We start from the raw sequence: 23,578 nt of genomic DNA, 5'->3' as shown, positions 1-23,578 counted from the left end.
CCTCCGTCGGACAAATTACATCGGTGTGATCCTAGCTCACAGCCGCGGGTGTCGCTGGCCGATCGGGATCAGGCTCCCGATCGGCTGCCCTAGGTGACCGTCGCCATGGGGAGCGGATGACCGAACCGACGCAAGCGCGCCCAGGCTACCCGCGGCAGCGCGCGTGAACTGGTGGCACGGGCGGTGCGCCACTTGACGGGTGTGTCAATCACGGCAGCTGAGATCAGCGACAACAGCCTCGTTGATTCCCCACTTCGGAGGGAACCAAGCGGACATAGGCGCGGCGGCCGGCCTGTATCGCTGCTTGATTCGCGAGCCAGGAGCGAAGGCCGAGAGGTCCGGGCGTGCCTGCCGTGTGTACTTGTCCACCTCGCAGAAGAGATTCTGCGCGTCGATGAGCTGGAGAGGCCGACCCCAGAGGTCGTGCCAGGCGAGGTTCCGTTTATCGAACGCGTCAACCTGCTGCTCGACGACCCATCGGATTACCTCCGCAGGGGAGTAGTCGCCAGCGTCGGTGAAGCACTTGCGGATACCCCGGAGCGCCCCTGGGCCGGCGACGACATAGTCCGCTTCAGAGAATGACAGGTGAGGGGTGTAGTTGAGGTCGATGAGAAACTGGTACGCGAGGAATGGGCCGATCGACTCATACGACCGCAGTACGTCGAAGGCTGCTGCCATCGAAGGTGCTGATCCGACTTTGTGGGGAGCCCTGTCGCTGACCATGTGGCGGAGAAGACCGAGATGGCGGCGGAACTTTGCTCCGGTTCCACTCCTTGGCGGAGGCATGATGTACGCAGCGTTGTAGATGGGGCGATGCGTCGGCACTTCAGCCAGCGCCCGGTCGAGATCTTCATTCAGTAGCGCCGCCACGCCGACCTCGCCGGTGGTGGCTTGCAAGTATTCCCACGTATCGATCCGGTTGAACACTTTGAATACGAGGACTCGGACGAAGGTATCGGCCCAATCCCGCGGCTCATCGTAGATCACGTTGTTGATCAGGTACTGGCTCACCCGATCGCTGGCTCGGTAGACGTTCGTGAAGCGATGAGCGGTGAGTACAGGGTCAGTGGTCAAGGCCGACCCAGTGAGGCCGTCGAGACGGTGCCGATAGACCTGTTGGCGTTCGGCAGCGAACTGCCAATACACGTCGTACCCAGGACCGGGTCGAGGCGGTCGTCGATGCGTGATGAACTGCATCAGACCCCCTCGGCGCGCTGGTCGGTCAGTGCCGCAGCTAGGCCGCCAACACAGAGCGACGCGATCTCCCCAGGGCGATGTGAGGCGCTAAGCAACATCCGGCGCTCTGCGGTGAGACCATCAGCCTGCAGATTCCATTCGGCGTCAGACGCGACGGTGTGAAGCGTCTCGAGTGCCGCTTGGACCGATGCGTCATCCTCGCCCTCGGGGAGGCCTGGTGGAAGCCAGTCGAACGGGCCAGCGCCAAGGCGCCGGGCAATCGCGGTTGTGGCGCCGCCGAATCCACCAGCCATATAGATCGGCTGCCGTCTTTCGATTGCAAAAATCGCCTCCTCCACCACTCCAGGCATCGCGCCGAGGAAGCCGCGTAGTTTGCCACCTACTAGGACCCGGCTGTGGGTGTTCTCGGCCATCTGCCGGCGTAGCCCCGAATAGGACGCAGCTCGTTCGACGTCCGACAGCGACTCCTCCGACTGTGACATACGGCGCCAGTCAGTGGGTTCGCCATGTTCGTCCAGTGTTGTGAGCGTCCCCCAGATTCCGAGCTGACGGTCGATCTCGTCCAGCTCCTCGCGACTCATCGGTAGGTGTTCAGGAAGAGGGACGAAGAGCCGGAGAGACTGTCGTGTCGCACCGAATCGCCGAACTTCGTTCATGACCTGCTGCGTGAAGCCAGACGGTCGCAGCCGGCCCCCGTAGGCGATAACTCCCCCCGCCAAGAGGATCGCGCGGGCGATCTCACCAACCGCTAGGTCGGCGTGCCTCGAGTCCAGGCCGAGCCTCGCGAGGTCAGCGCTATCGGAGACCGAGAGCCCGACGGTGATGCCGTCGAGCGCCTCGCGTGGGATGAGATCGGGGTCGTCGCTGGTCATGGACGTACTTGCCCCCCTCGGTTCGCGAAGGTGCGAGGGGTCAAGATCTCCACGAGCCCGATGAGGTCAGCGACTGCGAGCAGGTCGTTGACCGACTCCATTTCCGCGTGGCCGAGCGGGGGGTCGGGGTGGAGGACGAAGAGGCGGTCGTCTGGTATCGGCTTCTTCGCGATTGTGTGGAGCCACGCCGCGAGCGTTATGGGTTCGGGTGCGTTGGCGGGAAGCCAGTCGAAGCCGTAGCTGGCCAGTCGCGAGCGTTGGTGTTTCCAGAGTGAGCGCTTGAGTGCCTCGTCGGCCAACTTGTTCAGTGCCTTCTCGATCGCGCTGCGCTGCTCGTCGACATCAGTTCGATCACAGGACACCGAAGGGACGTGGTCCATGAGGAATGACCCTCGTTCCTCGCCGTCGCGAAGTGCCTGAAGGGTGACGATGGGCATGTCGGCGCGCTTAGCCGCGAGGACCTCCCGCTGACACCAGTCCCGGCTCGCGAACAGGTCGGTCCGCACGATTAGCAGGGCGCTAGTCGCTGCTGCGCTCGTGAGTTCTTCCTCCCATGTGACTCCAGGCTGCAGATCCTGCGCGTCGAAGAACGGGCGCAGGTGAGTCTGACCGATCACCGCCCGGACCAGGGACACGAGTTCGAGCACCCGATCTGGCTCCTCCTCCGGTGAGTTCCGTTTCGTATGGCTGATGAAGACCCGTAGCGGCTCGCCTGCCGAACCGTCCACGAAGCCGGTGATCGAGTGCGCGAGATCTCGGCAGAGCACAGCTCCATCAGTCGCCCCCGCGCTCGTGAGGAGCTGCTTGTCGCCGAATATCTCGGCGAGCCGGGACCCAGATGCCATGGCGGCGTCGTCGACCCCGAGCCCGAACACGGCAACGTCTGGGTTTGCCTGGGCTGCCGAGGCGAGCGTCTGAAGGTAGGAGTGCCACGGGCCATCGCCCTGCGCGGCTCGGGCCATGTGCGTCCCGAGCACCAGAACCACGACCGTGACAGCGGCAGACGAGAGGCCATTCGGCAGCGGCTCAACGAACGGCAGAGGGCGCGGGGCGGAGATGGGGTCATCCCATCCAGCGCTACGCGTGTAGACCTCGACCGCTCCGCCCACGAGACCAGCAAACGCTGTGCCGTGAAAGTGCTTCAGGAGCGTGTCGGCGATCTGTTTCCCTGATTCATCGCCAGGGTGCCAGAGGACGAAAACCTCAAGAACGGGCGGGATCAGCACGAGGTCATCCGCTCCGCACCACCCCGACTGTCACGCCCCCTTCGTAGCATGGGGGGACCGGGTTCAGCAGGAGGTCCGAGGCGGAGTGTCAGACATCCATAACGTGTTCATCAGCCACCGCCACGAGGACGACGCCCTCGTGACGGATCTCAAATCGCTGCTCGCTGGACGAAACGTTGTAATCAGGGATTCTTCAATCACGACTGAGAACCCCAATAAGGCGTCGAGCGAGGACTACATCAAGTCCGGGGTTCTAGCGCCCACCATCAACTGCGCGGGCAAGGTCATCGTCATCATCACACCTGACACCAAGAATCACGAATGGGTCGACTGGGAGATCGAGTACGCCGAGAAGCAGGGGAAGGAGATCATCGGAGTGTGGGCACCCGGCTCTGAGGGCTGCGAGGTGCCGGTGCCCCTCGAGCAGCACGCCGACTCCATCGTCTCCTGGGATGCCGACAAGATCGTGGACGCACTCGACGGGAAGCAACAGTGGGACCAGCCAGACGGCTCCCCGCGAGCGCCGCAAACCGTCAACCGGATCGGATGCTGACCGCCGTGCGTCTCTACAGCTACAAGGTTCGGTACGACATCGGGTTCGCGCCCAATCCGTTCCACGGAGTGTGCACGCTTGCCACGTGCAAGCCGCGGGTCCGCAACAGCGCCTCGCCCGCCGACTGGGTCGTCGGGGTTGGCGCCCGGACACGCGGGACCCACGGGCGATTGGTTTTTGCTATGCAGGTCGACGAGAAGGTGACGTTCGACGACTACTGGAATGACCCCCGGTTCAAGCGGAAGAGGCCAGATCGGCGCGGAAGCCTCAAGTACCGCTACGGCGACAACGTGTATCACCGGTCAGCGGCCGGCAACTGGCTTCAGGAGGATTGCCGTCACAGCCTTGAGGACGGGTCGCCGAATCCCGACCATGTAGAGCGAGATACCAGTGCCAACAGTGTTCTCGTCGCTACCCGATTCACCTATTGGGGTGGGCAAGGGCCCCAACTTCCGCCAGAGATGCGGAACTGGGGTGGGGTCGACTTGGGAGAGCCGGGCCGGGATCACTCGTATAAGCCCTACACCCCCGACATGATCAAGGCCTTCGTCGTGTGGGTCGACCAGTTGCCAGCCGGCTACCAGTTTCCCCCCGTCGACTGGAAGTAGCTGCAGATGTAGATGCAGAAGATGACGGAGCCCGCGCCATGTCGGGGAAGGAATGCGACGGCGAGTTGGCCCAGTCGATCTCGTACCCGGCCGCCTCCCCGATGGGGCCTGCTGCACGGCTGGGTGATCGCACTGCCAACAGGTCACCCTGAGCCGGCCTTGGGTGACCTCGTGCGGCGCCTACTTCCTGATGCCATGGCGATGACGGCGCTGCGTGTCTTCTCAGCCCGCCGACTGGAACTGTTCGTAGCGCTCCTCGAGACGTTCCGTGTCGGGTTGGTCAGCGACTCTTGGCGGGAGCGAGATCACGTTGCCGTGGAGATCCTGAAGGCCATGGCGCAGCATCGGTCCGTCGACCTCGTCGAGGATGTCATGACGGATCTCGACGACATGGTCGGGGCGGATGCCCAGGATGTTCGAGTCGAACGCGGCGTGATGGATCTTGCAGAGCGCCAGCCCGTTCGGCACCACCGGCTCACCGCGAGGGTGGCGATCGCTGAGGATGTGGGCGGCGTCGAGGAGCTCGGTGTGGCGGAGGTGGCAGATCGTGCACTTCTTGGCGTAGGCGGTGAGCACCCGCTGCCGGAAGCCGGCCTGATGGACGCGGGTCAGGCCCATCCGAGTGACGTACTGCCGCCGAGCGTTGACCGAAGTGTCGGCTGCGATGCCGGGGGCGAGCGCATCGACGTCTTCGCAGGCCATGAGGAAGGTGAGATTGGTCGGGTCATCGGCGGCGATGACCATCGGCCAGAGCGGGGCGTACCAGCCCTTCTCGACTCCTCGGAAGTAGAGGAGGGGTCGGCCCTCCTGCATCAACTGTCGAAGTCCGGCGTTGTCTCGGTGGGTTGGGTCTGTCTGGAAGTACTTGTAGCGCAGGAAGCCGTCGTCGCCGGCCACGTCGCCGTAGGGATCGCTCGGGCTGGTGGTGATCGAGATGGGCAGCGATCGGCCTCGGGGCGTCCAGATGCCGCGTTGGCCTATCAGCGTGACGCGCTGGCCGATGAAGTCAAACCCTTCGGAGAGCACCCTCCATGGCAGGACATCGCCATAGCGAGCGCTCAGTTCCTCCACATAGGCGAAGGCAGCCCACCGCATCAGCCAGTCTTCGTCCGGTTCCGTCATGCCGCCCTCCTGTGAGCTCGACGCTAGGCGGGTAACCGGGCGGTTGGGGTGCCACACGAGCTCCGTGCTTGGGCATCCCGGCTAGCGCGATGGCTGGACGGCATCTCGCGCGATGGACGTGGTGCTCGTCACGCCGGGGGAAGGCGTTGGGCGAGGAGACGTGCGATCTGGTTGACCTGTGCGGCATCGAGGTCGCCCGGCTCGAGGATGCGCTTTGTGAGGGCCTTTGGCCAGATGACGGTCACGCCGTCGAAGTCGAAGGGTTTGTTGGATAGGCCCCGGGGCGAGTCGAGGAAGCACAGGGTCGGCCTGATGGGTGCCGACGGATACCGATCCCCCAGGGCAGCGCGCACGTCCTCCGCCTGCTTCTGCACTCCCTCGATCAGCTTGGTCTGGTCTTGTCGGCCCACGTACAGACGGAGGTCCTTGCGGAAGAGCCCTCCGACGTCTCGACGCTCCACCTTCTTGTCGGCGTAGAGCTTGGCGTCGATGACCCATACCCCGTTCGGGCACACGACGAGATGGTCGATGTTCGCCCGGGTCCGCGGACGACGCCGATCGTGCAAAACGACTGTGTCCTCGCCGGCGAGCCCATCGAGCCGCACTCCCAGCCTTCGCTCGCCAGTTGCCCCCGTCTTCCACGCCGTCGTCGTCTGTGGCTCCTCAGTGACGCGTAGGCGGAAACCGCCAGTCCTCGGATGCCGAGTCCGGATCGCCTCCTCGCGCGCCGCGACTCGCTTGTCGTACTCCGCCTGTGCCGAGCCGCCAGCCTTGCTACCGAGGGGGAGCGGCGGCGGGGGTTCCGGCGGCACGGTGACGGGTGGAGGTTCGGTCGTCAACGTGACGTCGGTATGGCATGCCTCGCAGGTCGCCGCCTTCCCGTCGCTGTCCCACCAGGCCTGAGTTCCCGGCAGGAGCGCAGCACCACAGGTGCGACAGGTCGCCCGGTATCGAAGTCGCAGTTGCCGTTCCGTCAACGGCTGCGCCTATCTCTCGTTGACCCGGGCCCACCCGGGCCCAACGTGCCTTTGCTGTGTCGGCCGACACCGAGATCGAGTCGGCCGCGTTGGGCGCTGTTCATCGTGGGCTGGCGGTCAGCTGCCGTCGTAGGGTCACCGTCAGTGGATCGGCACGAATGGCTCGAGCGTGTAGCGGCGATCAAGCAGTGGGCGCATGACGGGCGGCGCGCGCCGCACAAGCCGCTGCTCCTGCTCGCTGCCATCGGTGAACTCCAGCGGACCGGGTCGAGCGCGCTTCGGTTCGCTGACGCCGAGGAGCGCCTCAAGCGGCTGCTCACCGAGTTCGGACCGCCCGGCACGGGAGCGACGCCGCAGTACCCGTTCGTCCGCCTCCAGAACGACGGGCTCTGGCAGGTCGACACCGAAGACGGGTCGACGGCGACGGAGAACCTCGGTCAGCTCCGCTCGAGCGGCGCAACCGGCCGGCTCGCTCCGGACTTCGAGGCGGCCCTCGTCGCCGACTCTGCCCTCGGGTCGCTGGTGGCGCGGCTCCTGCTCGACCGGGAGTGGGAGGACTCGCTGCACGAGGACATCTGCGCCGCCGTCGGCCTCGACCTCGACGCACTGGAGATCGACGCCGTCCGCCAACGGGTCACCGAGCTCGACCCCGCCCGCCCGAGGCGTGACCCGGCGTTTCGCCAGTCGGTCCTCGTCGCCTACGAGTACCGCTGCGCCATGTGCGGCTACGACGGGCTGCTCGGCGGGGAGGCGGTGGCGCTGGAGGCGGCCCACGTGCGGTGGTGGTCCCACCAGGGGCCCGACACCGTCGACAACGGGCTGTGCCTGTGCAGCCTTCACCACAAGCTGCTCGACCGCGGGGTGATCGGCGTGTCCGACTCCTACGAGGTGACCGTGTCCCGCCAGTTCGTCGCCCGCTCCGAGGCCGGTAAGCGCTTCGTCCTCGACCTCGTCGGCCGACCGCTGGGCGAACCACAAGCGGGGGAGTCGCTCCCCGAACGGGCCCACGTCGCCTGGCACACCGACCAGGTCTTCAAAGGCCCGACTCGCCTCGCGGCTGGCTGAGGCCGAGCTCCCGCCTTCACAGGCGATGCCCAGCAGCGACGGCACGTCGGTCTCGGTTCCTTCGAAGTCGAGGTGGAGACCCCGGTGCACCTCGAGAGGCGTCGGGACCGGCGGGCGGGTCGTGGTGGTGGGCATGGGGTGCTCCTCGCTGGGTCGTGACCGCCGTCGATCGGCCGTCGCCCTTCCAGCAATGCGCCAGCTTGCCGGCACCTGTCAACCGCCCACCGGGGTTCCCCTACGGGGAAGAAAATCCTGGGAACACGCGGCCTGTCGGAGCATCGGAATTCCATCCGATGGCGACCGGGTGGGCGCTTCGTCGGCCCGTTGCTGGCCAGCTCGCCTGCCCGCGCAGGCTGGCACGCAAGGTCTAGGGACGTTCGAAGCTGAACGAGCGCACCGGAGGCGACGGGAATGCTTCGGGACAGAGCTCGACGCGGCGGAGCGATCGGGCTCACGCTGGCGGCGGTCATGGTCGCGTTGGGCACTGCGACGCCTTCGAGCGCCGCGGTGCTCGAGCCGCGGGTGTTCGTGCCCGTCGGCGCTGGCGTGTACCAGACCTACGTCGTACCCGACGGGGTCTACTTGCTGCAGGTGATCCTCCAGGGCGGCCAGGGCGGCCGCGGAGGCGGTGGCAGCTCTTGGGGAGTCGGCGGGGCGGGAGGTCGCGGTGCGCAGGTCGTCGTGGGGGTGGCGGTGGTCCCCGGTGAGACGCTGGCCGTTCTCGTGGGATCACAGGGCTCCCCCGCTTCGATTCTCGACATGCCAGCTGACGGTGGCGGCGGGGGCGCCATGAGCGTGATCTCCCGCGGCGGGACACCGTTGGCCATCGCCGGTGGCGGTGGGGGCGGCGGAGGCGGCGGGGCCACGGAACTCAGCAACACCGTCGGCGGCCGCGGCGGCAACAGTGGCCACGACGGCTACAAGTCCGAGCCGGGCGGGTCGGGGCACGGAGGCTTGACAGGGCCGCTCCAGTTGGGCGGCGCCGCCGGATCCTGCGAATACCCAGACGTCCCCGACCAGGACACCTGTGCCACGCCGGGAGGGCCGGGCGTCGGCACGTCCGGGGGCGCCGGCGGTGCGGGCGAGCGCGAATACCTCCCGCAACAGGACGACCCCTGTGACGGCTCCGCCGGTGGCGACGGTGGACAGGGCGCGCTCGGCGGTGGTGGTGGAGGCGGCGGCGGCTGCGGAGGCGCCTTTTCCCTGTTCGGCGTGGGTGGCGGGGGCGCGGGCGGGACGAGTTCCCTCTTCGGCAACGCCGGGCTGATCTTCGAGGGGGCCAACTCCGGCGACGGCCAAGTGATCGTCAGCCCACTCCCGGGGTCGGCCCCACCGGGGGACGGTCAGCCACCAGGCACTGAGCCGACCACGACCGCGCCGCCGGAATCCGTCGCACGCATCGAAGAAACCACCCCCGTGGCCGCTCCCGTCACCGTCGTGCCCCAGCTCACCGGCTGACTCGACCCCCGATCAGTGGAGGGAATGAGAGCGGGTGGCGCCGGCGCCTGGCCCCTCACGCCGAGCCGTCACGAACCGAACGTCATGCGGGCCGCGCGGGAATGCCGCGTGTTCGGGTCTGCCGCGACTCTGGGTGACGGTGCCAGCCGCCCCCGAAGCGCCCCATAGGCCGCGGGCCGAACCACGCATCGCGAACGTGCCGACCGCCCTTCTTGGGCTGGTGAGCTCGATGTGATCCGTCCCCGATCGGCCGACGAGCGAACGCCGTAGGCGGAGGCCGCCTTCCCGTCATGCAGGAGGGAGGCGCTCGGCAAGTCGACGTGCGATCTGGTTGACCTGTTCGGCCTCGAGGTCGCCGGGCTCGATGATCTGCTTGACGAGGGCCTTCGGCCAGATGACCGTCACGCCATACAAGTCGAAGGGTTTGTTGGATAGGCCCCGGGCCGAGTCCCTGTCGTCGGTCGCCCTCGTGGGTCAGCGGCCGACGGCCGCCTCGAGTTCGGCCTTGTTCATCTTGGAACGGCCCTTGATGTTCTTGTCCCGGGCTTCGTTGTAGAGCTGGTCTCGGGTCCGTCCGCCGGCTCCCCGATGCGAACGAAGACCACCCCGCCGGCCCGCAGAGATGTCATCGGTGGACGTGCGACTCGATTCCTTCGCTTCGCCCGCGCGCGCTCGTTCTTTGTTAACAGTCCGGGCGGCGATCTCCTCGGCCGTGTCCTCACCCTCGCCGCGCTCGAGCAGCCCCTCCTTGATGTGGTCGTACTGGCGCTCACGCTTCTCACTCCATGATCTGGGCATATCGAGCTCCTCGCTTCGTTCAGCTGTCGAGTAGTTGGCATGCTCAGCCGGTCAGGGTTCGCCGTCCGCGCCTGCACCTTCGCTGAGCGACGGATATCGGTCTGCGGCAAGCCTCGCCGCGAGGTGGGCGGCGTTCACGGCGGCAGTCCGGGTGGTCTGAGCGGTCTTGTCGGGGAACGGCTCCTTGTTCTTCAGGTCGACGCCCTGCATGGCCTCACCGACCCAGTACGTCATGCCGTTCGCGGGGATCGTGAACCCCACGTCGTTGAGCCCCTGGAAGAGCTCAGCGCCAACATGATGCGCGCCGTCCTCGTTGCCGACGACCGCGACGATCGCCACCTTGTCGACGGGTCGCATTTGCTCTCGGTCATCGACGTCGCTCAGCAGACCGTCGAGGCGTTCGAGAACCCGTTGCGCAGTGCTCGCGGGGTGACCCAGCCAGATCGGCGTCGCCAGCACGAATATCTCGGCATCGAGGATGCCCTCGAGTAGAGCGGGCCATTGGTCTCCCTCACCCTCGTCGGAGGTGACACCAGGCCGGACATGGTGGTCAACGACCCGTTCGCGAGCCAGATCGATCTCGAGCGTGGCGAACTCGACGGCGAGGCGATCGAGAAGGACATCTGTGCTCGACTCCGAAGGCGACGGCTTCAGGGTGCAGTTGAGCGCGAAGGCACGCATGAAGCCTCCCTACCCGTCCATCACGGCAACAGAAGCCGGATTCATGCGGCGGGGCGACCCCTGTCGCCACCATCCATCCGTCGGCTGTCCTGTGAGGCGACACCGCCAAGGGCCCAGCGCTCCGCGACGACCCATGACCGCCCTACGTCGCGCGATCACCCCTGCCGCTGGACCTCGGCATCGCCTTGGCTTCCCCGGGGTAGAGGTTCTTGGACGCACCGCCGAGCCCCGCGGAGGTGACCGTGCCCGACGACCAAGACCGAGCCGAGGCCCTCGACGACGAAGGGAGCCTTCCCCGCTCGAAAGACACACGCCGTCGACGTGCTCGACCAGACCGCCGAAAGCGACCCGGGTGACGCAGTGACAGGCCGCTCCGAAGTCGACGACGACGAGCCAGGCCTTGACCTCGACGGCATCGAGGCCACCTCGGACCCCTTCGATGACCCGTTCCACGTCGAAGAACCGGCCCCCGAGGTCGCCGCCATGCACCTTGAGGAGACCACCCTATGACCGCATTCGGCTACACGTTGTCCAGCGAAGAGCATCCGCCCCGCGACCTCATGGCCATGGCCCGGCGCGCCGAAGAGGCCGGGTTCGACTTTCTTTCGATCTCCGATCACTTCCACCCGTGGGTCACCGCCCAAGGCCACAGCCCGTTCGTGTGGAGCGTCCTCGGCGCCATCGCGGCATCCACCGAACGCATCGAAGTCGGCATCGGTGTGACGTGTCCGACCACGCGGATCCACCCCGCGATCATCGCCCAAGCCGCCGCGACCACATCGCTGCTGATGCCTGGCCGGTTCTTCCTCGGGGTCGGCACCGGCGAAGCGCTCAACGAGCACATCCTCGGGCACCGCTGGCCCCGACCCGAAGTGCGCCGAATGATGCTGCGCGAAGCCCTCGACGTGATCCGTGCCCTCTGGACCGGCGACACCGTCGACCACCACGGCGACTTCTACGACGTCGACAACGCAAGGTTGTTCGACCCTCCCGACAGCGCCCCGCCGGTCATCGTCTCCGGGTTCGGCGAAGCCGCCATCGAGCTCGCCGCCGAAATCGGCGACGGGTACTGGGGTCACAGCCCCGAACGCGACGCGGTCAACGCGTTCGAGTCCGCGGGCGGCACCGGCCCGCGCTACGCGCAGCTCAACGTCTGCTGGGCCGACGACGAGGCCGCCGCCCGCAAGACGGTCCACCAGTACCGCGACGCCGGCTACGACCACCTCTACTTCCACCAGATCGGACCCGACCAGCACGGCTTCCTCGACTTCTGGACCAACACCCTCCAACCCGCCCTCGCCGACCTCGACAACCCCTGACCCAAAGGAGCCAGCAATGCCCACCGCACGAGAAATCATGACCCCCGACCCCACGTTCTGCGCCGACGACGTCACCGCCGCCGACGCCGCCCGCCAGATGGCCGACGACGGCATCGGCGCCGTCCCGGTCTGCAGCACCGAAGGCCGCCTCGCCGGTGTCATCACCGACCGCGACCTCGCCGTCCAGGTCATCGCCGCCGGGCTCGACCCCCAGACCACCAGGATCAGCGACCTGCTCGACGGCTCCGAAGTCGTGACCATCGGCGCCGACGACAGTGCCGAGGAAGCCATCCGCACCATGAAGGACCACGCCGTGCGACGCCTCCCTGTCATCGACGGCACCCGCCTCGTGGGAATGGTCAGCCAAGCCGACATCGCCCGGGCCATGCCCGACGCCAGGATCGGCGACCTCGTCGACGCCATCTCCAGCGCCCCGGCCAACGGATGATGGCCGCCAACCAGACCGGGGCCATCCTCACCCGCACCAACCCCGACTGCGGCTGCCGGCTCCGCATCGAACAACCCTGCCCCCACGGCGACACCTACACCTGCGCCTGCGGACACCCCCTCGAACCCCTCGCCCAGAGCCCCCTCGCCGACGCGCCCGCCTGAACCCCATGAGCGCTAGCGGCCACCGCGGCAAAGTGCACGTCGGGTGCTCCGGCTGGTCGTACCCCGAATGGCGCGGGCTCGTCTACCCCGCCGAGCTCCCCGCCCCCCGATGGCTCGCCACCTACGCAACCAGGTTCGACACCGTCGAGATCAACTCCACCTTCTACCGATTGCCTGCCCAGACCACCGTCGACCGGTGGGCGGCCGACGCTCCACCCGGATTCACCTTCGCGGTCAAGGTCGGACAGTTCGGCAGCCACCGCAAGAAGCTCACCGACCCCGCGACGTGGCTCGCCAACCACCTCGACCGGGTCCGCCGCCTCGGCGCCCATCTCGGACCCAACCTGGTGCAGCTCCCGCCGCGCTGGAAGCGCAACGCGAACCGCCTCGGCGAGTTCCTTCACGCCTGCCCGCCCGACATCAGATGGGCGGTCGAGTTCCGGGACGCCAGCTGGCTCCACGACGACATCCTCAACCTCCTTGCCCGCCATCACGCCGCGCTCTGCGTCCACGACCTGCTCCCAGACCATCCCTGGGAGCTGACCACCACCTGGACCTACGTCCGCTTCCACGGGCCCGACGCCCTCAGCCACCCCTACCGCGGCAGCTACCCAACCAGCCAACTGCGACACGCCGCCGAGCGACTCGATCACTGGCGCAGCAGCGGGGTCGACATCCATGCGTACTTCAACAACGACCACGCGGCTCGCGCCGTGGTCGACGCAACCCGGCTCCGCGAGCTACTCGAGCCGCCGCGGGCGCGCCGTTCGAACCCGCCCAAACGACCACCAGCATCCCGTGACACGGGAGACCAGACGATCCCTCAACCTGGGTAGGGGAAGTGCGCCCGCCCGCGACTGGAGCCGACCGCCATGGATACTCAGACACCACATGCGAAGACGGACAACCAGGAGGAGAGGCAAGTCGATGCCGCTCGATCAGCGCACGCCATCAGATTGGCGCGGTTGAGCGACGAGCAGCGCTCGTACCTCCGGTTCGGGGCGATGATCGTCACCTCGATGGTGGTCATGTTCGTCATCATGTACCTCAACACCTACGAGTTCTCCCACGTGCAGTGGAGCGAGACCCGGTTCTTCATGACGTGGGTGATGGGCGCGGCGATGGCGATCGTGATGCTGACGTTCATGCTCGGCATGCACAACAACAAGCGGGCGAACACGGCGATCTACCTCGGCAGTGTCATCGTGTTCGCCGGGGCGTTGTGGCTCGTCCGCAGCCAGGCGACCGTGGATGACACCTCCTACATGCGCGCCATGACGCCCCACCACTCGATCGCCATCCTCACCAGCGAGCGGGCAAACCTCGAAGACGTCCGGGTCCAGGAGTTGGCTGATGAGATCGCGGAGGCACAGCGGCGGGAAATCGCAGAGATGGAGTGGTTGATCGCCGACATCGAGGAGAACGGTGTCGCGTCTACCGAGAAGGAGGCGGGCGAGCGGCCAGTACCGGAGCTCGGTGCCGAGCCCTGATCCCCGGAACGACGGACTCGTCGGCTCAGCCTGTCCACGTTGCGATGATCGTCGCAGCCACTCGACCTGAAAGGAAAGCTCCATGTCTGGCATCGCCATCATCACCGAAGCGTGTATCGACACCAAGGACCGAGCCTGTGTCGATGTCTGCCCCGTTCAGTGCATCTACGAGTTCAACGCCGTCGACGGCGTCCTCTTCTCCGAGGACGAGGCCGGCAGCGGAGAGATCGCGAACACTCACCTACCCGATCCCGACCACGTTTCCGTCTTCGCCGACGGTCTGCTCTACGTCAACACCGAGGAATGCACTTCGTGCACAGCCTGCTACCAGCCCGACGTCTGCCCGGTTGGGGCCATCTACTCCGAAGAGCGCGTGCCCGACGGCAGCCCGGATGCCAAGTACAACGCCGAGGATCCCAACAAGGGCCATGACCACCGGTACTTCATCCAGCTCAGCCGCGACGTGTTCGCCGACTGATCGCGCCACTGGCGCCTCGTGCCCCCTGGCTGGCCGCGCCGGCCCTTCCAGCAGCGAGCCCCTCGTCTGCGCTCTCGGCGCAGTGGCCGATTCTGTCCACAGGCTCGGGCGTCGGACGCTCCCCAGGTCCCGGCTGGATTGACGACCCCTTCTCAGGGGATGGCCGTGGTGGGGCTGGCCTACATGCTGGGGGCGTTGCCTGGGCCGACGCCAGTCAAACCGAGGCCAAACACACCGGGCCGAACCGTCCCGGATAGGCGTGGATTCGCTCGAGCTGGGTGATTCTCGAACAGCGCGCCAACCAGCGCATTCGCCCCGCCTTCGTCACCCACCCGGACGAACTCGTCGGGCGTGTCACTCCTCGGTGATCTCCGGCGAGTTGGCCCTCCCGCGCCGGGCTCAGGACGGTGAGAGGACCGTGACGCCGAGCAGCTCCGCGGCGTCTGACAGGCGGTCGTCGTAGGTGACGATGCCGTCGAGCTCGTCTCCGAGCTCGAGCGCTGCTGCGAGGTGGATCGCGTCGAGGCTCCTGAGCAGCAAGGGCTCGAGCTCGGCAGCCCGTTCGAAGGTCTCGGCCGGAAGGCTGAGAAGGGTGATCGAGTCCAGCACGGCCCGCGCTCGAGGCATCTGCTCCGGCGCGCCGCGGCGGGTCGCGCGCAGGAGCTCCGTCCGGAGCAGGTCGCTCGAGACGACGTCGTCCGCGTGCTCGCCGGCCCACCGGCTCAGGGCTCGCGACCCAGCCTCGGACACCACCAGCTTCACGGCGGCCGACGTGTCCAGATAGAAGGCCACCCTAGAAACGCTCCTCATCGCGCATCTCGTCGAGGACCGCCGAGAGCTCGCGTTGTCCTCGCTTGCGTTTCGGGGGTGTTCCGAGATCGGCGAGTGACCGCTTCGGTCCTCTTGCTCGCCGGGCAGCCAACAGGGCGTCGACGTGCCCCTCGGGAAGCGGGATCAGTTGCGCGACCGCTCGGCCCCGATCGGTGATGGTCACGACCTCACCCGAGGCGGCATCGGCCACGACTGCGGATGCGTTCTGCTTGAGTGCTCGGATGCCTACGGTCTTCATGTGCTACATCGTAGCTCATTGGGAGCGCGTGCCGAATGGCGATGTCGCACCTGCCCGTCACGCACCCGGACGTACGAGTCGGGTCGCCCGTGCTTCGGCGCCAGGTCGAGCGGATGGGTCGATCCCTCGTCACACGTACGGAGCCGCTGCGACTCGGATGAGCTCGGATTCGCTCCCGCGGAGCTTTCGTCGAGCAGCGCGTCAACCAGCGCATTCGCGCTGACCCGATCACCGACCCGGACGTGCTCGTCGGGCTTGTCCCCAGTTCGACAGCAGTTCCGTTCGGGGCAACGCCTGAGCGGCGGCCCGGGCGCCTGGTGGTCAACCGGACAAAGAGGCGCTTCGACTCGCCAGCCGACGGAGTCCCACGCCTCCGGTCCAGGCCCGTCAGTAGGCTGTCGACATGTCCGTCGTTGACACGACCTCACCGCTGGGGGCGCTCGTCGTCCGGCACCGTGACGAGATCATCGAGCTCGCCGCGCGGCATGGCGCGCGCAACGTCCGGGTGTTCGGGAGCGTGGCGCGAGGTGAGCCCGGCGAGCAGAGCGACATCGACCTGCTCGTCGACTTCGAGTCGGGGAGCTCGCTGTTCGACCTGTTGCACCTCACCGAGGAGCTCGAGCAACTGCTGAACCGCCGTGTCGACGTCGTCTCGACCGGTGGTCTCAAGGAGCGCGATCAGCGGATTCTGTCCGAGGCACTCCACTTGTGAGCCGATCTGACGATGAGCGGATCGCCGACATCGTCGAAGCTGCAGAGCAGATCTCGATCGTGGTTGCCCGCGGTCGTGATGCATGGAACGCGGACCGCTTCGCGCAGCTCGCGGTCGAGCGACTGCTGGAGATCGTCGGCGAGTCTGCTCGGGCGATGACCGAGGTCGCGCGGGCTCGGCACCCCGCTGTCCCGTGGACCGACATCATCGGGCTGCGGACCGTGCTCGCCCACCACTATCACCGTGTCGACCCGGCACAGGTCTGGTCCATCGCGTCGATCGAGATCCCCAAGCTGGCCGCCAACCTGGTGGAAGTCACCTGATCGGACGATGACGCGCGAAGCGGAGTGTGCGTTCTACGCCACGCCTGAGAACCAGGAGCCCCAGGGCCCAGCTCGACGACGACCGCGGGCCGAGCTGACCGAGGTGGTTCCAGTGCGGTTCCCTCCCGAGGCCGCCTGCTCGCTCTCCGGCTCATCGATCGTTGACTCTGCGCTCCAGTGAGACCCCGCCGGCCCCCTCGGCTGGTACATCCACGTCGATTGTGGGTGGTCGAGAACGTCGACGTACCGTGCCCGGTGGTCCTGGTGGTGTTGACGCTCGTCTCGGGGCTGTCGTTCCTCTACTACGGGTCCGGGGTCCTGTCCCGCACTGAGCTGAAGGACGAGTTCGAACGGTACGGACTGCCTGGCTTTCGTCGACTGGTGGGCCTCTTGGAGATCCTCGGCGGAACAGCGGTCATGCTCGGCTTGGCCTTCGCGCCGCTGGGGGCCGTCGCCGCGGCCGGGCTCACGACGATGATGGCCCTCGGGCTGATCGTGCGCCTCAGGATCCACGACCCACCGCGTCTCATGGTGCCCGCCGCGTCACTCGGCGCTCTCAACGCCGTGCTCGTCGTGCTCTTCCTCACGCAGTGAGGTGTCAGCGACGCCTCACCGACGCCTCACTGCGTCGTCAGTGACGCGTCGACCGGCGTCGGGCGGCGGTCGTTGCCGTTGAGCACCGCAGAGACCGTCCCGATCGCACCATCGCTCACCCGCTCGAGTCCCACCATCGGTCGGTGCGAGTTCGCCGTCCTTCGGACCGAGCGGAGGGTCGGACATCCCCGCGGCGGGAATACCTGAGGCTCGGTCGTGCTGAGACAGATGCTGCTCAACGGACTGCTCGATCATGACCGACCTCCTCGTCCCCTTCGCGATCCGGCCCACCCGATCGTCGTCGCCGTCGTCGGAGCGCGTCGTCACGCTTCCGCCGATCGACCTCCGGTCACCGGCGGTCTTCTGGTCGGTCGTCACCACCACCCTCGCGGTCGCCGCCGTCGCATCGGTCTGGTCGCCCCCGGACTGGCTGTCGCTCACCGCCTTCGTCGTCGTGATCGCCGTTCTCGGCATCCCGCACGGTGCCGCCGACCACCTCGTCATCGAGGCGATCGACGGGCGCCGCCACGGTGCACGCCGTCGCTTCGTCGCCCGGTACCTGCTCGCCATGGCGGCCGTCGCCATCGTGTGGTCGGTCGCGCCGGGGTTCGCGCTCGCCGTGTTCCTGGCGATGTCGGTGCACCACTTCGGCCAGTCCGACCTCGCCTACCTGCGGCTGCCCGGCCGCCGCCAAGTCCTTCTCCAGTGGTCCCGGGGCCTGTTCCTCGTCGGACTGCCGATCGTCGCTCACCTCGCCGCAGTCTCCCCCGGCGTCGAACGGCTCGGAGGTGGCGATCCGTCGAGCTGGCCCTGGCTCGCCGATCACTGGTGGCTGTGGTCGGTGTTGCTCGTCGGTCAGCACCTCGTGATCGGGGCCGCGATCGCCCACCAGGCCGCCGATCGCTCGTTCGCAGCACGCGAAACGGTCACGGTGGCGGCGTTGACGTTCGTGTTCCTGCTCGTCGACCCGCTGCTCGGCTTCGCCGTCTACTTCGGGCTGTGGCACTCCCTCGGCCACCTCTTCGTACTCACCGACCTCCTCGGGTCCGAGCCACCGTCGGCGCGCTCGGTCGCCCGCTTCGCAGCCCCACTGATCGCCCTTTCGCTCGTCGGGCTCGCCGCCCTGGCCGGGGGTGCCCTCGTCGCCGGCCGGGTCGAGGCGTTGCTCCCACTCGCTGTCGTCGCCGCCGCGATGTTGACCGCTCCCCACATGGCCGTCGTCGAACGGCTCTGGCGCCGCTGACGGCGTCGATTCCTGTCGCCCTCGCCGGCCCCAGCTGTCCCATCTCTCGTCGAGGTCTCCTAGACGTCTCGAACGGGTCGACAGCATCGTGTGACGCGCGGGAACCCCCGCCCAAGGGGTCGGGGGTTCCCGGATCGAGGTGAGCGACGTGACCGGGCCGGGCCGGCGTGCGTCGAGCCTGTCAGTCGGTCACCGAGGCGGTCGCGGCGTCGCGTCGCATGGTGAGCACGACGGCAGCCAGGGTGGCGGCGACGATGGCGGCGCTGGCGGCCCTGAGGAACGGCGTCGTCTCGATGAAGAGCCCGGGGAGCACCATCAGCGCGTTGACGATCAGCGCCGCGGCGTTGATGCGGATCGCCTTGCGGTTCCCCGTGTTCCAGGCCAGCACGACGCAGACGACCGAGACCATGCCGAGCACCGTGGCGAAGACCAGCAAGCCGAACGGCGGTTCCTCGGCGCCCCAGTCGATCCACGGGAACAGGAAGGGGATGTTGGCGAGGCCGAGGACGGCGGAGATCACGAGCCCGACGCGAACGCCGGTCGAGGGAGTCGTGGTGTGCACGGCTGGGATGGCAGTGGTGGTCATGGTGGCTCCTTGTGAGGTGGAACCGAAGCGTCTCGTGGGCGGCATTCCCCCGACCAGAGCGGAACCACCCGAGATGCTCCCACGTCTCGGGAACCGGCTCGGGAAGTTCTTCCCGGGTCATCGGCGCAGATCACGGGCAAGATGACCCCATGGCCGACCCGCCGATCCGGATCCTCGTCGCCGACGACCATCCGGTCGTCCGAGGTGGGCTCGTGGCCATGCTCCGGACGATCCCCGGCTTCGAGGTGGTCGGCGAGGCGTCCGACGGCGACGACGCGATGCGGTTGGCCGACGAACTGAGCCCCGACGTCGTGCTGATGGACGTCCGGATGCCGGGCATCGACGGGATCGACGCCACCCGCCGGATCCGGGAGCGGTCGGCCGACTGCCGCGTGCTGATCCTCACCATGTACGACGACGACGCCACGGTCTTCACGGCGATGCAGGCCGGAGCGCAGGGCTACCTCCTCAAGGAGTCCGAGCAGGAGGACATCGTGCGGGCGGTGCGAGGCGTCGTCGCCGGCGAGGCGATCTTCGGTCCCGGGGTGGCGGCCCGGATCCTCGGCTACTTCGGGAACCCTCCTCCGTCCGCGCCGGCCGAGTACCCGTTCCCGGAGCTCACCGACCGAGAGCGCACGGTCCTGGACCTCCTGGCCCAGGGACGTCGAACCGCCGAGATCGCCGCGGAGCTGTTCCTGTCACCCAAGACGATCAGCAACCACCTCACCGTGATCTTCACCAAGCTCCAGGTGGCCGATCGGGGAGCGGCGATCGTGCGCGCCCGCGAGCGCGGCCTGGGAGCCTCGCCGTGACCGACCTGGCCCTCGGGCTCGCGGCCGTCGTGGCGGCCGTCTCCACAGGGGTCAGCGGGATCCTGCTGGTCCCGACGCGGAGTCGGACCGCAGGTGTGCTGCTCATGGTGGGCGCCGCCGGGGTCCTCGTCTCGGTGGCGCTCTTCTTCGCCGACGCACGCGACGCCGCCGAGGTGACAGTCACCGCCTCAGTGGCGCTCGTCATGGCGATGGCGTTGCTCGCCTACCCCCGGGCGAGTGTCCGCCACGCCGTCGAGTACTGCGCCTGGGCGGTCGTCGTCGCGGCGGGGCTCATCACGACGGCCTGGGCCTTCGACCCCTCCACGACGCTGACGATGAGCGCCGTCATCGGCACCACCGTCGTCGGGCACGCCTGGTGGGCGGCCGACACCGGCGACGAGGCCGACCGTCAGGCGGTGCTCTGGTTGGCGCTCGGCGCCGGCACCACGGGACTGCTCCTCCTGCTCCTCGGCCTCGTCTTCGGAGCGGTGGGGGGGTTCGTCGGCATCCTCCTCCTCGCCGTCGTGGGCCCGACGATGGTGATCGGGGTGCGCCGGCCGAGTCTGGCCGACGTCCGGTCGCTCCTCGTGGAGGCCGTCGTGTTCGGGGTGATCGTCCTCGCCTATGTCTCGGCCTTCGTCGGCGTGCTCGGGGTCTTCTCGATGTTCGGTTGGACCGAGCCGTCCGAGGGCGCCTACGCCTTCCTGGGTGCGGCCCTCGCCGTGGGGTTCCACCCCCTCCGGGTGGTGCTGCGGGGACTGATCGACGAGTTGCTCTTCGGGGACCGGCCAGACCCGCTCGCGGCGGCATCCTCCGTCGCCGACCGCATCGGTGACGATCCCGTGCTGGCCCTCCGGGCGATCCGCGAGGCGCTGGTGCTGCCCTATGCCGCCATCTCCGTCGACGGCGAGGAGCTCGCCACCTCGGGGACCCAGGTCACCGACACGCGACGGTTCGCGCTCTCGCTCGGGAGCGACTCGACCGGCGAGCTCGTCGTCGGTCTCCGCCCTGGCGACCTGACGCTGCCCGCCGGCGATGCACAGGTGCTGCAGATCGTGGCTCCGCTGCTCGCCCAGACGCTCCGCGCCAGCGCGCTCAGCGAGGAGCTCAAGGAGTCACGGGGAGCGGCGATCGCCGCCATCGAAGAGGAGCGCCGGAGGCTGCGTCGCGATCTGCACGACGGGCTCGGCCCGACGCTGTCCGGCATCGCGCTCACCGCGGACGCCGCCCGGAACACGATCGCCTCGGACCCCGCCGGCGCCGATGCGTTGCTGCGCGGCCTGCGAGCGGACGCCGCAGCGGCGGTCGGCGACATCCGGCGGCTCGTGTACGCCATGCGACCGCCCGCCCTGGACGAGCTGGGGCTCGTCCCGGCGCTGCGCCAACAGGTCGCGTCGGCGCGAACCGCGGACGGCCGGCCGATGCAGGTGACCGTGGCCGCGCCCGAGCTTCCCCAGCTCCCCGCCGCGGTCGAGGTCGCCGCCTACCGCATCGCCACCGAAGCCGTCACCAACTCGGCCCGCCACAGCGGCACCGACCGGGCGTGGGTCCGGCTCGAACGCGACGGCGACCTGCTCGGGTTGACGGTCCGCGACGAAGGGGCGGCGCAGCGTGAGTGGGTGGCCGGGGTCGGGCTCTCCTCGATGCGCGAGCGGGCCGCCGAGGTCGGCGGGACGCTCGAGGTGACCACCGACGAACGCGGGTCTCTCGTGACCGCCCTCCTGCCCCTGGGCTGAGGCGCTCGACCCGGGGCCCCCAACGACCAGCCCCACAGGGAGTCCGCGCCATGAGTGTGGACCAAGCGGTCAGGTGCTGGTGAGCGCTCGCTCAGCTGAACCTGATGCATGCACGGGTCGTCTACTCCCCGGGGAGTAGCCGAGAAGCCTCCCGGCGGCGGATTCGGTTCGGTCGTCGAACCCGCACGATGACGGCATGATCCACGTCAAGAACCTCACCAAGGCCTACGGCGAGCACCTCGCCGTCGACGACCTCACCTTCACCGTCAACCCGGGCATCGTCACCGGCTTCCTCGGCCCGAACGGCGCCGGCAAGTCGACCACGATGCGCATGATCCTCGGCCTCGACGCCCCCACGTCGGGCACCGCGACCGTCGACGGGCGCCCCATCGCCGAGCATCCGTTCCCCCTCCGCTCGATGGGTGCGCTGCTCGAGGCCAAGGCGGTCCACCCCAGACGGTCCGCCTACGACCACCTGCGGGCCCTCGCCGTCACCAACCGCATCAGCACCGACCGGGTCGACGAGGTGCTCGACATCGTCGGCCTCGGCGAGGTCGCCCGCCGGGGCAGCGGGGGCTTCTCGCTCGGGATGGGACAACGCCTTGGCATCGCCGGCGCCCTCCTCGGCGATCCGCAGGTCGTGATGCTCGACGAGCCGGTCAACGGCCTCGACCCCGAAGGCATCCTCTGGATCCGCAACCTGCTCCAGGACCTCGCCCGCGAGGGCCGCACCGTGTTCGTCTCGTCACACCTGATGAGCGAGATGGAGCTGATGGCCGAGCACTACGTGATCATCGGTCGGGGTCGCATGATCCAGGACATCTCCGCCGACGACCTGCGGGCGATGGCGGACAGCCACACCACCCACGTGAGCGCCGACCGCCTCGACGACCTCGTCGGGCTGCTGCGAGCCGACGGCGTCACGATCGAATCGTCCGATCGCGGCACCGTCAGCGTGACGGGACGCGACCCGGAGCAGATCGGCGAGATCGCCCGCGACCACGGCATCGCCCTCACCCGCCTCGTCCCCGAGCGCCGCTCGCTCGAGGACGTGTTCATGGAGCTCACCGCCGGTGCCGTCGAGTACCACGGCCACGTCTCCGCCGCCCCGCCCGCCACCTCGCCCGCCAGCCCGATCGCCGCATGATCCCGCCGACGACCACGGACCGTTCCGACCCCACCTGGGAGACCCCGATGACCACCACCCTCGACACCAGCACCGTCGTCGATACGACGGCCACCGACCCCACCACCGATGCCACAGTCCCACCACCCGACGGACGGGTCCGCACCTGGAACGTCGCCCGCGGGGAGTGGACCAAGTTCTGGTCGGTCCGCTCGACCCGGCTGGCGCTGCTCGCCGCCGGCGTCGTCACCGTCGTGTTCGGCATGATCTTCTCGGCCGTCGCCGAGTCCGGCGAAGCCGCCGGCCCGGCCGCCCTGCTGATCGAGCCGCTCGACCTGGCCCTCGCCGGCATGGCGCTCGGCGAGATGATCGTCGGCGTCCTCGGCGTGCTGATCGTCGCCGGCGAGTACTCGACCGGCCTGATCCGCACCACGTTCGCCGCGGTCGGCCGCCGGACCACCGTGCTGTGGGCGAAGTCCGCCGTGCTCGTCACCTCGGTGGTCGCCATGGCCGTCGTCGCCGTCGTCGCCGCGGTCGTCCTCGGCCAGGCGGTCTACGCCGGTGACCTGGCGACCGTCCCGCTCGCCGACGCCCTCGACGTGATCCTCGGCTCCGTCGTCTACCTGACCGGCATCGGCCTGATCGGCCTGGCCCTTGGGTTCCTCCTGCGCTCGACCGCGGCGGGCATCGCCACGCTGGTGGGCGCCGTGTTCATCGGCCCCAACCTGTTGAACCTGCTGCCCGACAGCATCACCGACGTGTTCATGAAGTACCTGCCCTCCGAGGCCGGCGATGCGATGATGACCCAGGTGACCGATCCTGAGCTGCTCAGCCGTGGTGCCGGCTACGCGGTGTTCCTCGCCTGGGTGATCGGCCTGCTCGCCCTGGCCGGGTACCTCGTGCAGAAGCGGGACGCCTGAG

The 23,578-nt window shown here is 68.1% G+C and carries 30 protein-coding genes; 19 read left to right on the top strand and 11 right to left on the bottom strand.

The annotated features are described in order from the left end of the window. Nucleotides 1-204 precede the first annotated feature (204 nt). Genes MUE36_08640 through MUE36_08630 form a run of 3 tightly spaced genes read right to left on the bottom strand, consistent with a single transcriptional unit; the run spans nt 205 to nt 3,295 of the window. Nucleotides 205-1,197, bottom strand: coding sequence for a putative DNA base hypermodification protein (locus tag MUE36_08640; GenBank protein ID MCU0310997.1), 993 nt, complete (start codon nt 1,195-1,197; stop codon nt 205-207). Then, nucleotides 1,197-2,069, bottom strand: a complete 873-nt coding sequence (locus tag MUE36_08635) for a hypothetical protein (GenBank protein ID MCU0310996.1) — start codon at nt 2,067-2,069, stop codon at nt 1,197-1,199. The genes MUE36_08640 and MUE36_08635 overlap by 1 nt, the downstream gene beginning before the upstream one ends. Continuing rightward, nucleotides 2,066-3,295, bottom strand: coding sequence for a toll/interleukin-1 receptor domain-containing protein (locus tag MUE36_08630; GenBank protein ID MCU0310995.1), 1,230 nt, complete (start codon nt 3,293-3,295; stop codon nt 2,066-2,068). Before MUE36_08630 ends, MUE36_08635 begins: the two co-directional genes overlap by 4 nt. 103 nt (nt 3,296-3,398) lie before the next feature. On the opposite strand from MUE36_08630, the gene MUE36_08625 reads away from it, so the two are divergent. Continuing rightward, nucleotides 3,399-3,848 carry a TIR domain-containing protein gene (locus tag MUE36_08625; protein MCU0310994.1) on the top strand — a complete coding sequence of 150 codons (450 nt, stop codon included), beginning with the start codon at nt 3,399-3,401 and terminating at the stop codon, nt 3,846-3,848. Beyond that, a complete protein-coding gene (locus MUE36_08620; GenBank protein MCU0310993.1) occupies nt 3,842-4,456 on the top strand; it encodes a hypothetical protein in 615 nt (204 codons plus the stop codon). Before MUE36_08625 ends, MUE36_08620 begins: the two co-directional genes overlap by 7 nt. Nucleotides 4,457-4,678: 222 nt before the next feature. Here MUE36_08620 and MUE36_08615 read toward each other — a convergent pair whose 3' ends face one another. Next, nucleotides 4,679-5,578, bottom strand: a complete 900-nt coding sequence (locus MUE36_08615) for a hypothetical protein (protein ID MCU0310992.1) — start codon at nt 5,576-5,578, stop codon at nt 4,679-4,681. Between the two features lie 128 nt (nt 5,579-5,706). Next, entirely contained in the window at nt 5,707-6,183 is a 477-nt protein-coding gene (locus MUE36_08610) for an NERD domain-containing protein (GenBank protein MCU0310991.1), read from the bottom strand. Nucleotides 6,184-6,699: 516 nt separating this feature from the next. Between MUE36_08610 and MUE36_08605 the strand changes: the two genes are divergently transcribed. Both MUE36_08605 and MUE36_08600 read left to right on the top strand, forming a co-directional pair. Beyond that, nucleotides 6,700-7,620, top strand: coding sequence for an HNH endonuclease (locus MUE36_08605; protein ID MCU0310990.1), 921 nt, complete (start codon nt 6,700-6,702; stop codon nt 7,618-7,620). 411 nt (nt 7,621-8,031) lie between these two features. Continuing rightward, entirely contained in the window at nt 8,032-9,078 is a 1,047-nt protein-coding gene (locus MUE36_08600; protein ID MCU0310989.1) for a hypothetical protein, read from the top strand. A 288-nt stretch (nt 9,079-9,366) separates the two neighbouring features. Here MUE36_08600 and MUE36_08595 read toward each other — a convergent pair whose 3' ends face one another. From MUE36_08595 to MUE36_08585, 3 genes are all read right to left on the bottom strand, one after another. Then, on the bottom strand, nt 9,367-9,483 hold the full coding sequence (locus MUE36_08595; protein ID MCU0310988.1) for a relaxase/mobilization nuclease domain-containing protein: 117 nt from the start codon (nt 9,481-9,483) through the stop codon (nt 9,367-9,369). 69 nt (nt 9,484-9,552) lie between these two features. Beyond that, a complete protein-coding gene (locus MUE36_08590; protein MCU0310987.1) occupies nt 9,553-9,876 on the bottom strand; it encodes a hypothetical protein in 324 nt (107 codons plus the stop codon). Between the two features lie 51 nt (nt 9,877-9,927). After that, on the bottom strand, nt 9,928-10,557 hold the full coding sequence (locus tag MUE36_08585) for an NAD(P)H-dependent oxidoreductase (GenBank protein MCU0310986.1): 630 nt from the start codon (nt 10,555-10,557) through the stop codon (nt 9,928-9,930). Nucleotides 10,558-10,878: 321 nt separating this feature from the next. Between MUE36_08585 and MUE36_08580 the strand changes: the two genes are divergently transcribed. The 7 genes from MUE36_08580 (at nt 10,879) to MUE36_08550 (ending at nt 14,456) form a co-directional block, all read left to right on the top strand. Further along, nucleotides 10,879-11,067, top strand: coding sequence for a hypothetical protein (locus MUE36_08580; GenBank protein ID MCU0310985.1), 189 nt, complete (start codon nt 10,879-10,881; stop codon nt 11,065-11,067). Next, on the top strand, nt 11,064-11,876 hold the full coding sequence (locus MUE36_08575; GenBank protein ID MCU0310984.1) for a TIGR03557 family F420-dependent LLM class oxidoreductase: 813 nt from the start codon (nt 11,064-11,066) through the stop codon (nt 11,874-11,876). Before MUE36_08580 ends, MUE36_08575 begins: the two co-directional genes overlap by 4 nt. 37 nt (nt 11,877-11,913) lie before the next feature. After that, nucleotides 11,914-12,324 (top strand): CBS domain-containing protein, encoded by a 411-nt coding sequence (locus MUE36_08570; protein MCU0310983.1) that lies wholly within the window; start codon nt 11,914-11,916, stop codon nt 12,322-12,324. Further along, entirely contained in the window at nt 12,324-12,488 is a 165-nt protein-coding gene (locus MUE36_08565; protein ID MCU0310982.1) for a metallothionein, read from the top strand. The genes MUE36_08570 and MUE36_08565 overlap by 1 nt, the downstream gene beginning before the upstream one ends. A gap of 5 nt (nt 12,489-12,493) precedes the next feature. Beyond that, the gene (locus MUE36_08560) at nt 12,494-13,324 is read left to right on the top strand and encodes a DUF72 domain-containing protein (protein ID MCU0310981.1); all 831 of its coding nucleotides are present in this window, start codon (nt 12,494-12,496) and stop codon (nt 13,322-13,324) included. A gap of 129 nt (nt 13,325-13,453) precedes the next feature. After that, nucleotides 13,454-13,978, top strand: coding sequence for a DUF305 domain-containing protein (locus tag MUE36_08555; GenBank protein ID MCU0310980.1), 525 nt, complete (start codon nt 13,454-13,456; stop codon nt 13,976-13,978). Between the two features lie 82 nt (nt 13,979-14,060). Then, on the top strand, nt 14,061-14,456 hold the full coding sequence (locus tag MUE36_08550; protein MCU0310979.1) for a ferredoxin family protein: 396 nt from the start codon (nt 14,061-14,063) through the stop codon (nt 14,454-14,456). A gap of 399 nt (nt 14,457-14,855) precedes the next feature. Here MUE36_08550 and MUE36_08545 read toward each other — a convergent pair whose 3' ends face one another. Together MUE36_08545 and MUE36_08540 are read right to left on the bottom strand one after the other, a co-directional pair. After that, complete coding sequence (locus tag MUE36_08545) at nt 14,856-15,248, bottom strand: type II toxin-antitoxin system VapC family toxin (GenBank protein ID MCU0310978.1); 393 nt, start codon at nt 15,246-15,248, stop codon at nt 14,856-14,858. 1 nt (nt 15,249) lies between these two features. Then, complete coding sequence (locus MUE36_08540; protein MCU0310977.1) at nt 15,250-15,525, bottom strand: type II toxin-antitoxin system prevent-host-death family antitoxin; 276 nt, start codon at nt 15,523-15,525, stop codon at nt 15,250-15,252. A gap of 403 nt (nt 15,526-15,928) precedes the next feature. Here MUE36_08540 and MUE36_08535 point away from each other — a divergent pair, with 403 nt between their 5' ends. The 4 genes from MUE36_08535 to MUE36_08520 all read left to right on the top strand — a co-directional run bounded on the left by MUE36_08535 (nt 15,929) and on the right by MUE36_08520 (nt 18,397). Further along, entirely contained in the window at nt 15,929-16,237 is a 309-nt protein-coding gene (locus MUE36_08535) for a nucleotidyltransferase family protein (protein ID MCU0310976.1), read from the top strand. Continuing rightward, entirely contained in the window at nt 16,234-16,560 is a 327-nt protein-coding gene (locus tag MUE36_08530) for a DUF86 domain-containing protein (GenBank protein MCU0310975.1), read from the top strand. The genes MUE36_08535 and MUE36_08530 overlap by 4 nt, the downstream gene beginning before the upstream one ends. A 225-nt stretch (nt 16,561-16,785) precedes the next feature. Continuing rightward, entirely contained in the window at nt 16,786-17,154 is a 369-nt protein-coding gene (locus MUE36_08525; GenBank protein ID MCU0310974.1) for a DoxX family protein, read from the top strand. Between the two features lie 253 nt (nt 17,155-17,407). After that, a complete protein-coding gene (locus tag MUE36_08520; protein ID MCU0310973.1) occupies nt 17,408-18,397 on the top strand; it encodes a Brp/Blh family beta-carotene 15,15'-dioxygenase in 990 nt (329 codons plus the stop codon). Between the two features lie 181 nt (nt 18,398-18,578). Here MUE36_08520 and MUE36_08515 read toward each other — a convergent pair whose 3' ends face one another. Beyond that, nucleotides 18,579-18,983: a hypothetical protein gene (locus MUE36_08515; GenBank protein MCU0310972.1), complete on the bottom strand. Its 405-nt coding sequence runs from the start codon at nt 18,981-18,983 to the stop codon at nt 18,579-18,581. Between the two features lie 149 nt (nt 18,984-19,132). Here MUE36_08515 and MUE36_08510 point away from each other — a divergent pair, with 149 nt between their 5' ends. The 4 genes from MUE36_08510 (at nt 19,133) to MUE36_08495 (ending at nt 23,577) form a co-directional block, all read left to right on the top strand. Beyond that, nucleotides 19,133-19,795 (top strand): response regulator transcription factor, encoded by a 663-nt coding sequence (locus tag MUE36_08510; GenBank protein MCU0310971.1) that lies wholly within the window; start codon nt 19,133-19,135, stop codon nt 19,793-19,795. Then, entirely contained in the window at nt 19,792-21,531 is a 1,740-nt protein-coding gene (locus tag MUE36_08505) for a histidine kinase (protein MCU0310970.1), read from the top strand. The genes MUE36_08510 and MUE36_08505 overlap by 4 nt, the downstream gene beginning before the upstream one ends. A 196-nt stretch (nt 21,532-21,727) precedes the next feature. Further along, nucleotides 21,728-22,678, top strand: coding sequence for an ATP-binding cassette domain-containing protein (locus tag MUE36_08500; protein MCU0310969.1), 951 nt, complete (start codon nt 21,728-21,730; stop codon nt 22,676-22,678). Nucleotides 22,679-22,725: 47 nt separating this feature from the next. Beyond that, nucleotides 22,726-23,577, top strand: a complete 852-nt coding sequence (locus tag MUE36_08495; protein MCU0310968.1) for a hypothetical protein — start codon at nt 22,726-22,728, stop codon at nt 23,575-23,577. The last annotated feature ends 1 nt before the right edge of the window (nt 23,578 follow it).

The sequence above is a fragment of the Acidimicrobiales bacterium genome, assembly GCA_025455885.1.
Classification (GTDB): domain Bacteria; phylum Actinomycetota; class Acidimicrobiia; order Acidimicrobiales; family Acidimicrobilacustridaceae; genus Rhabdothermincola_A.
This window is presented reverse-complemented; position numbering and strand designations above follow the sequence as displayed.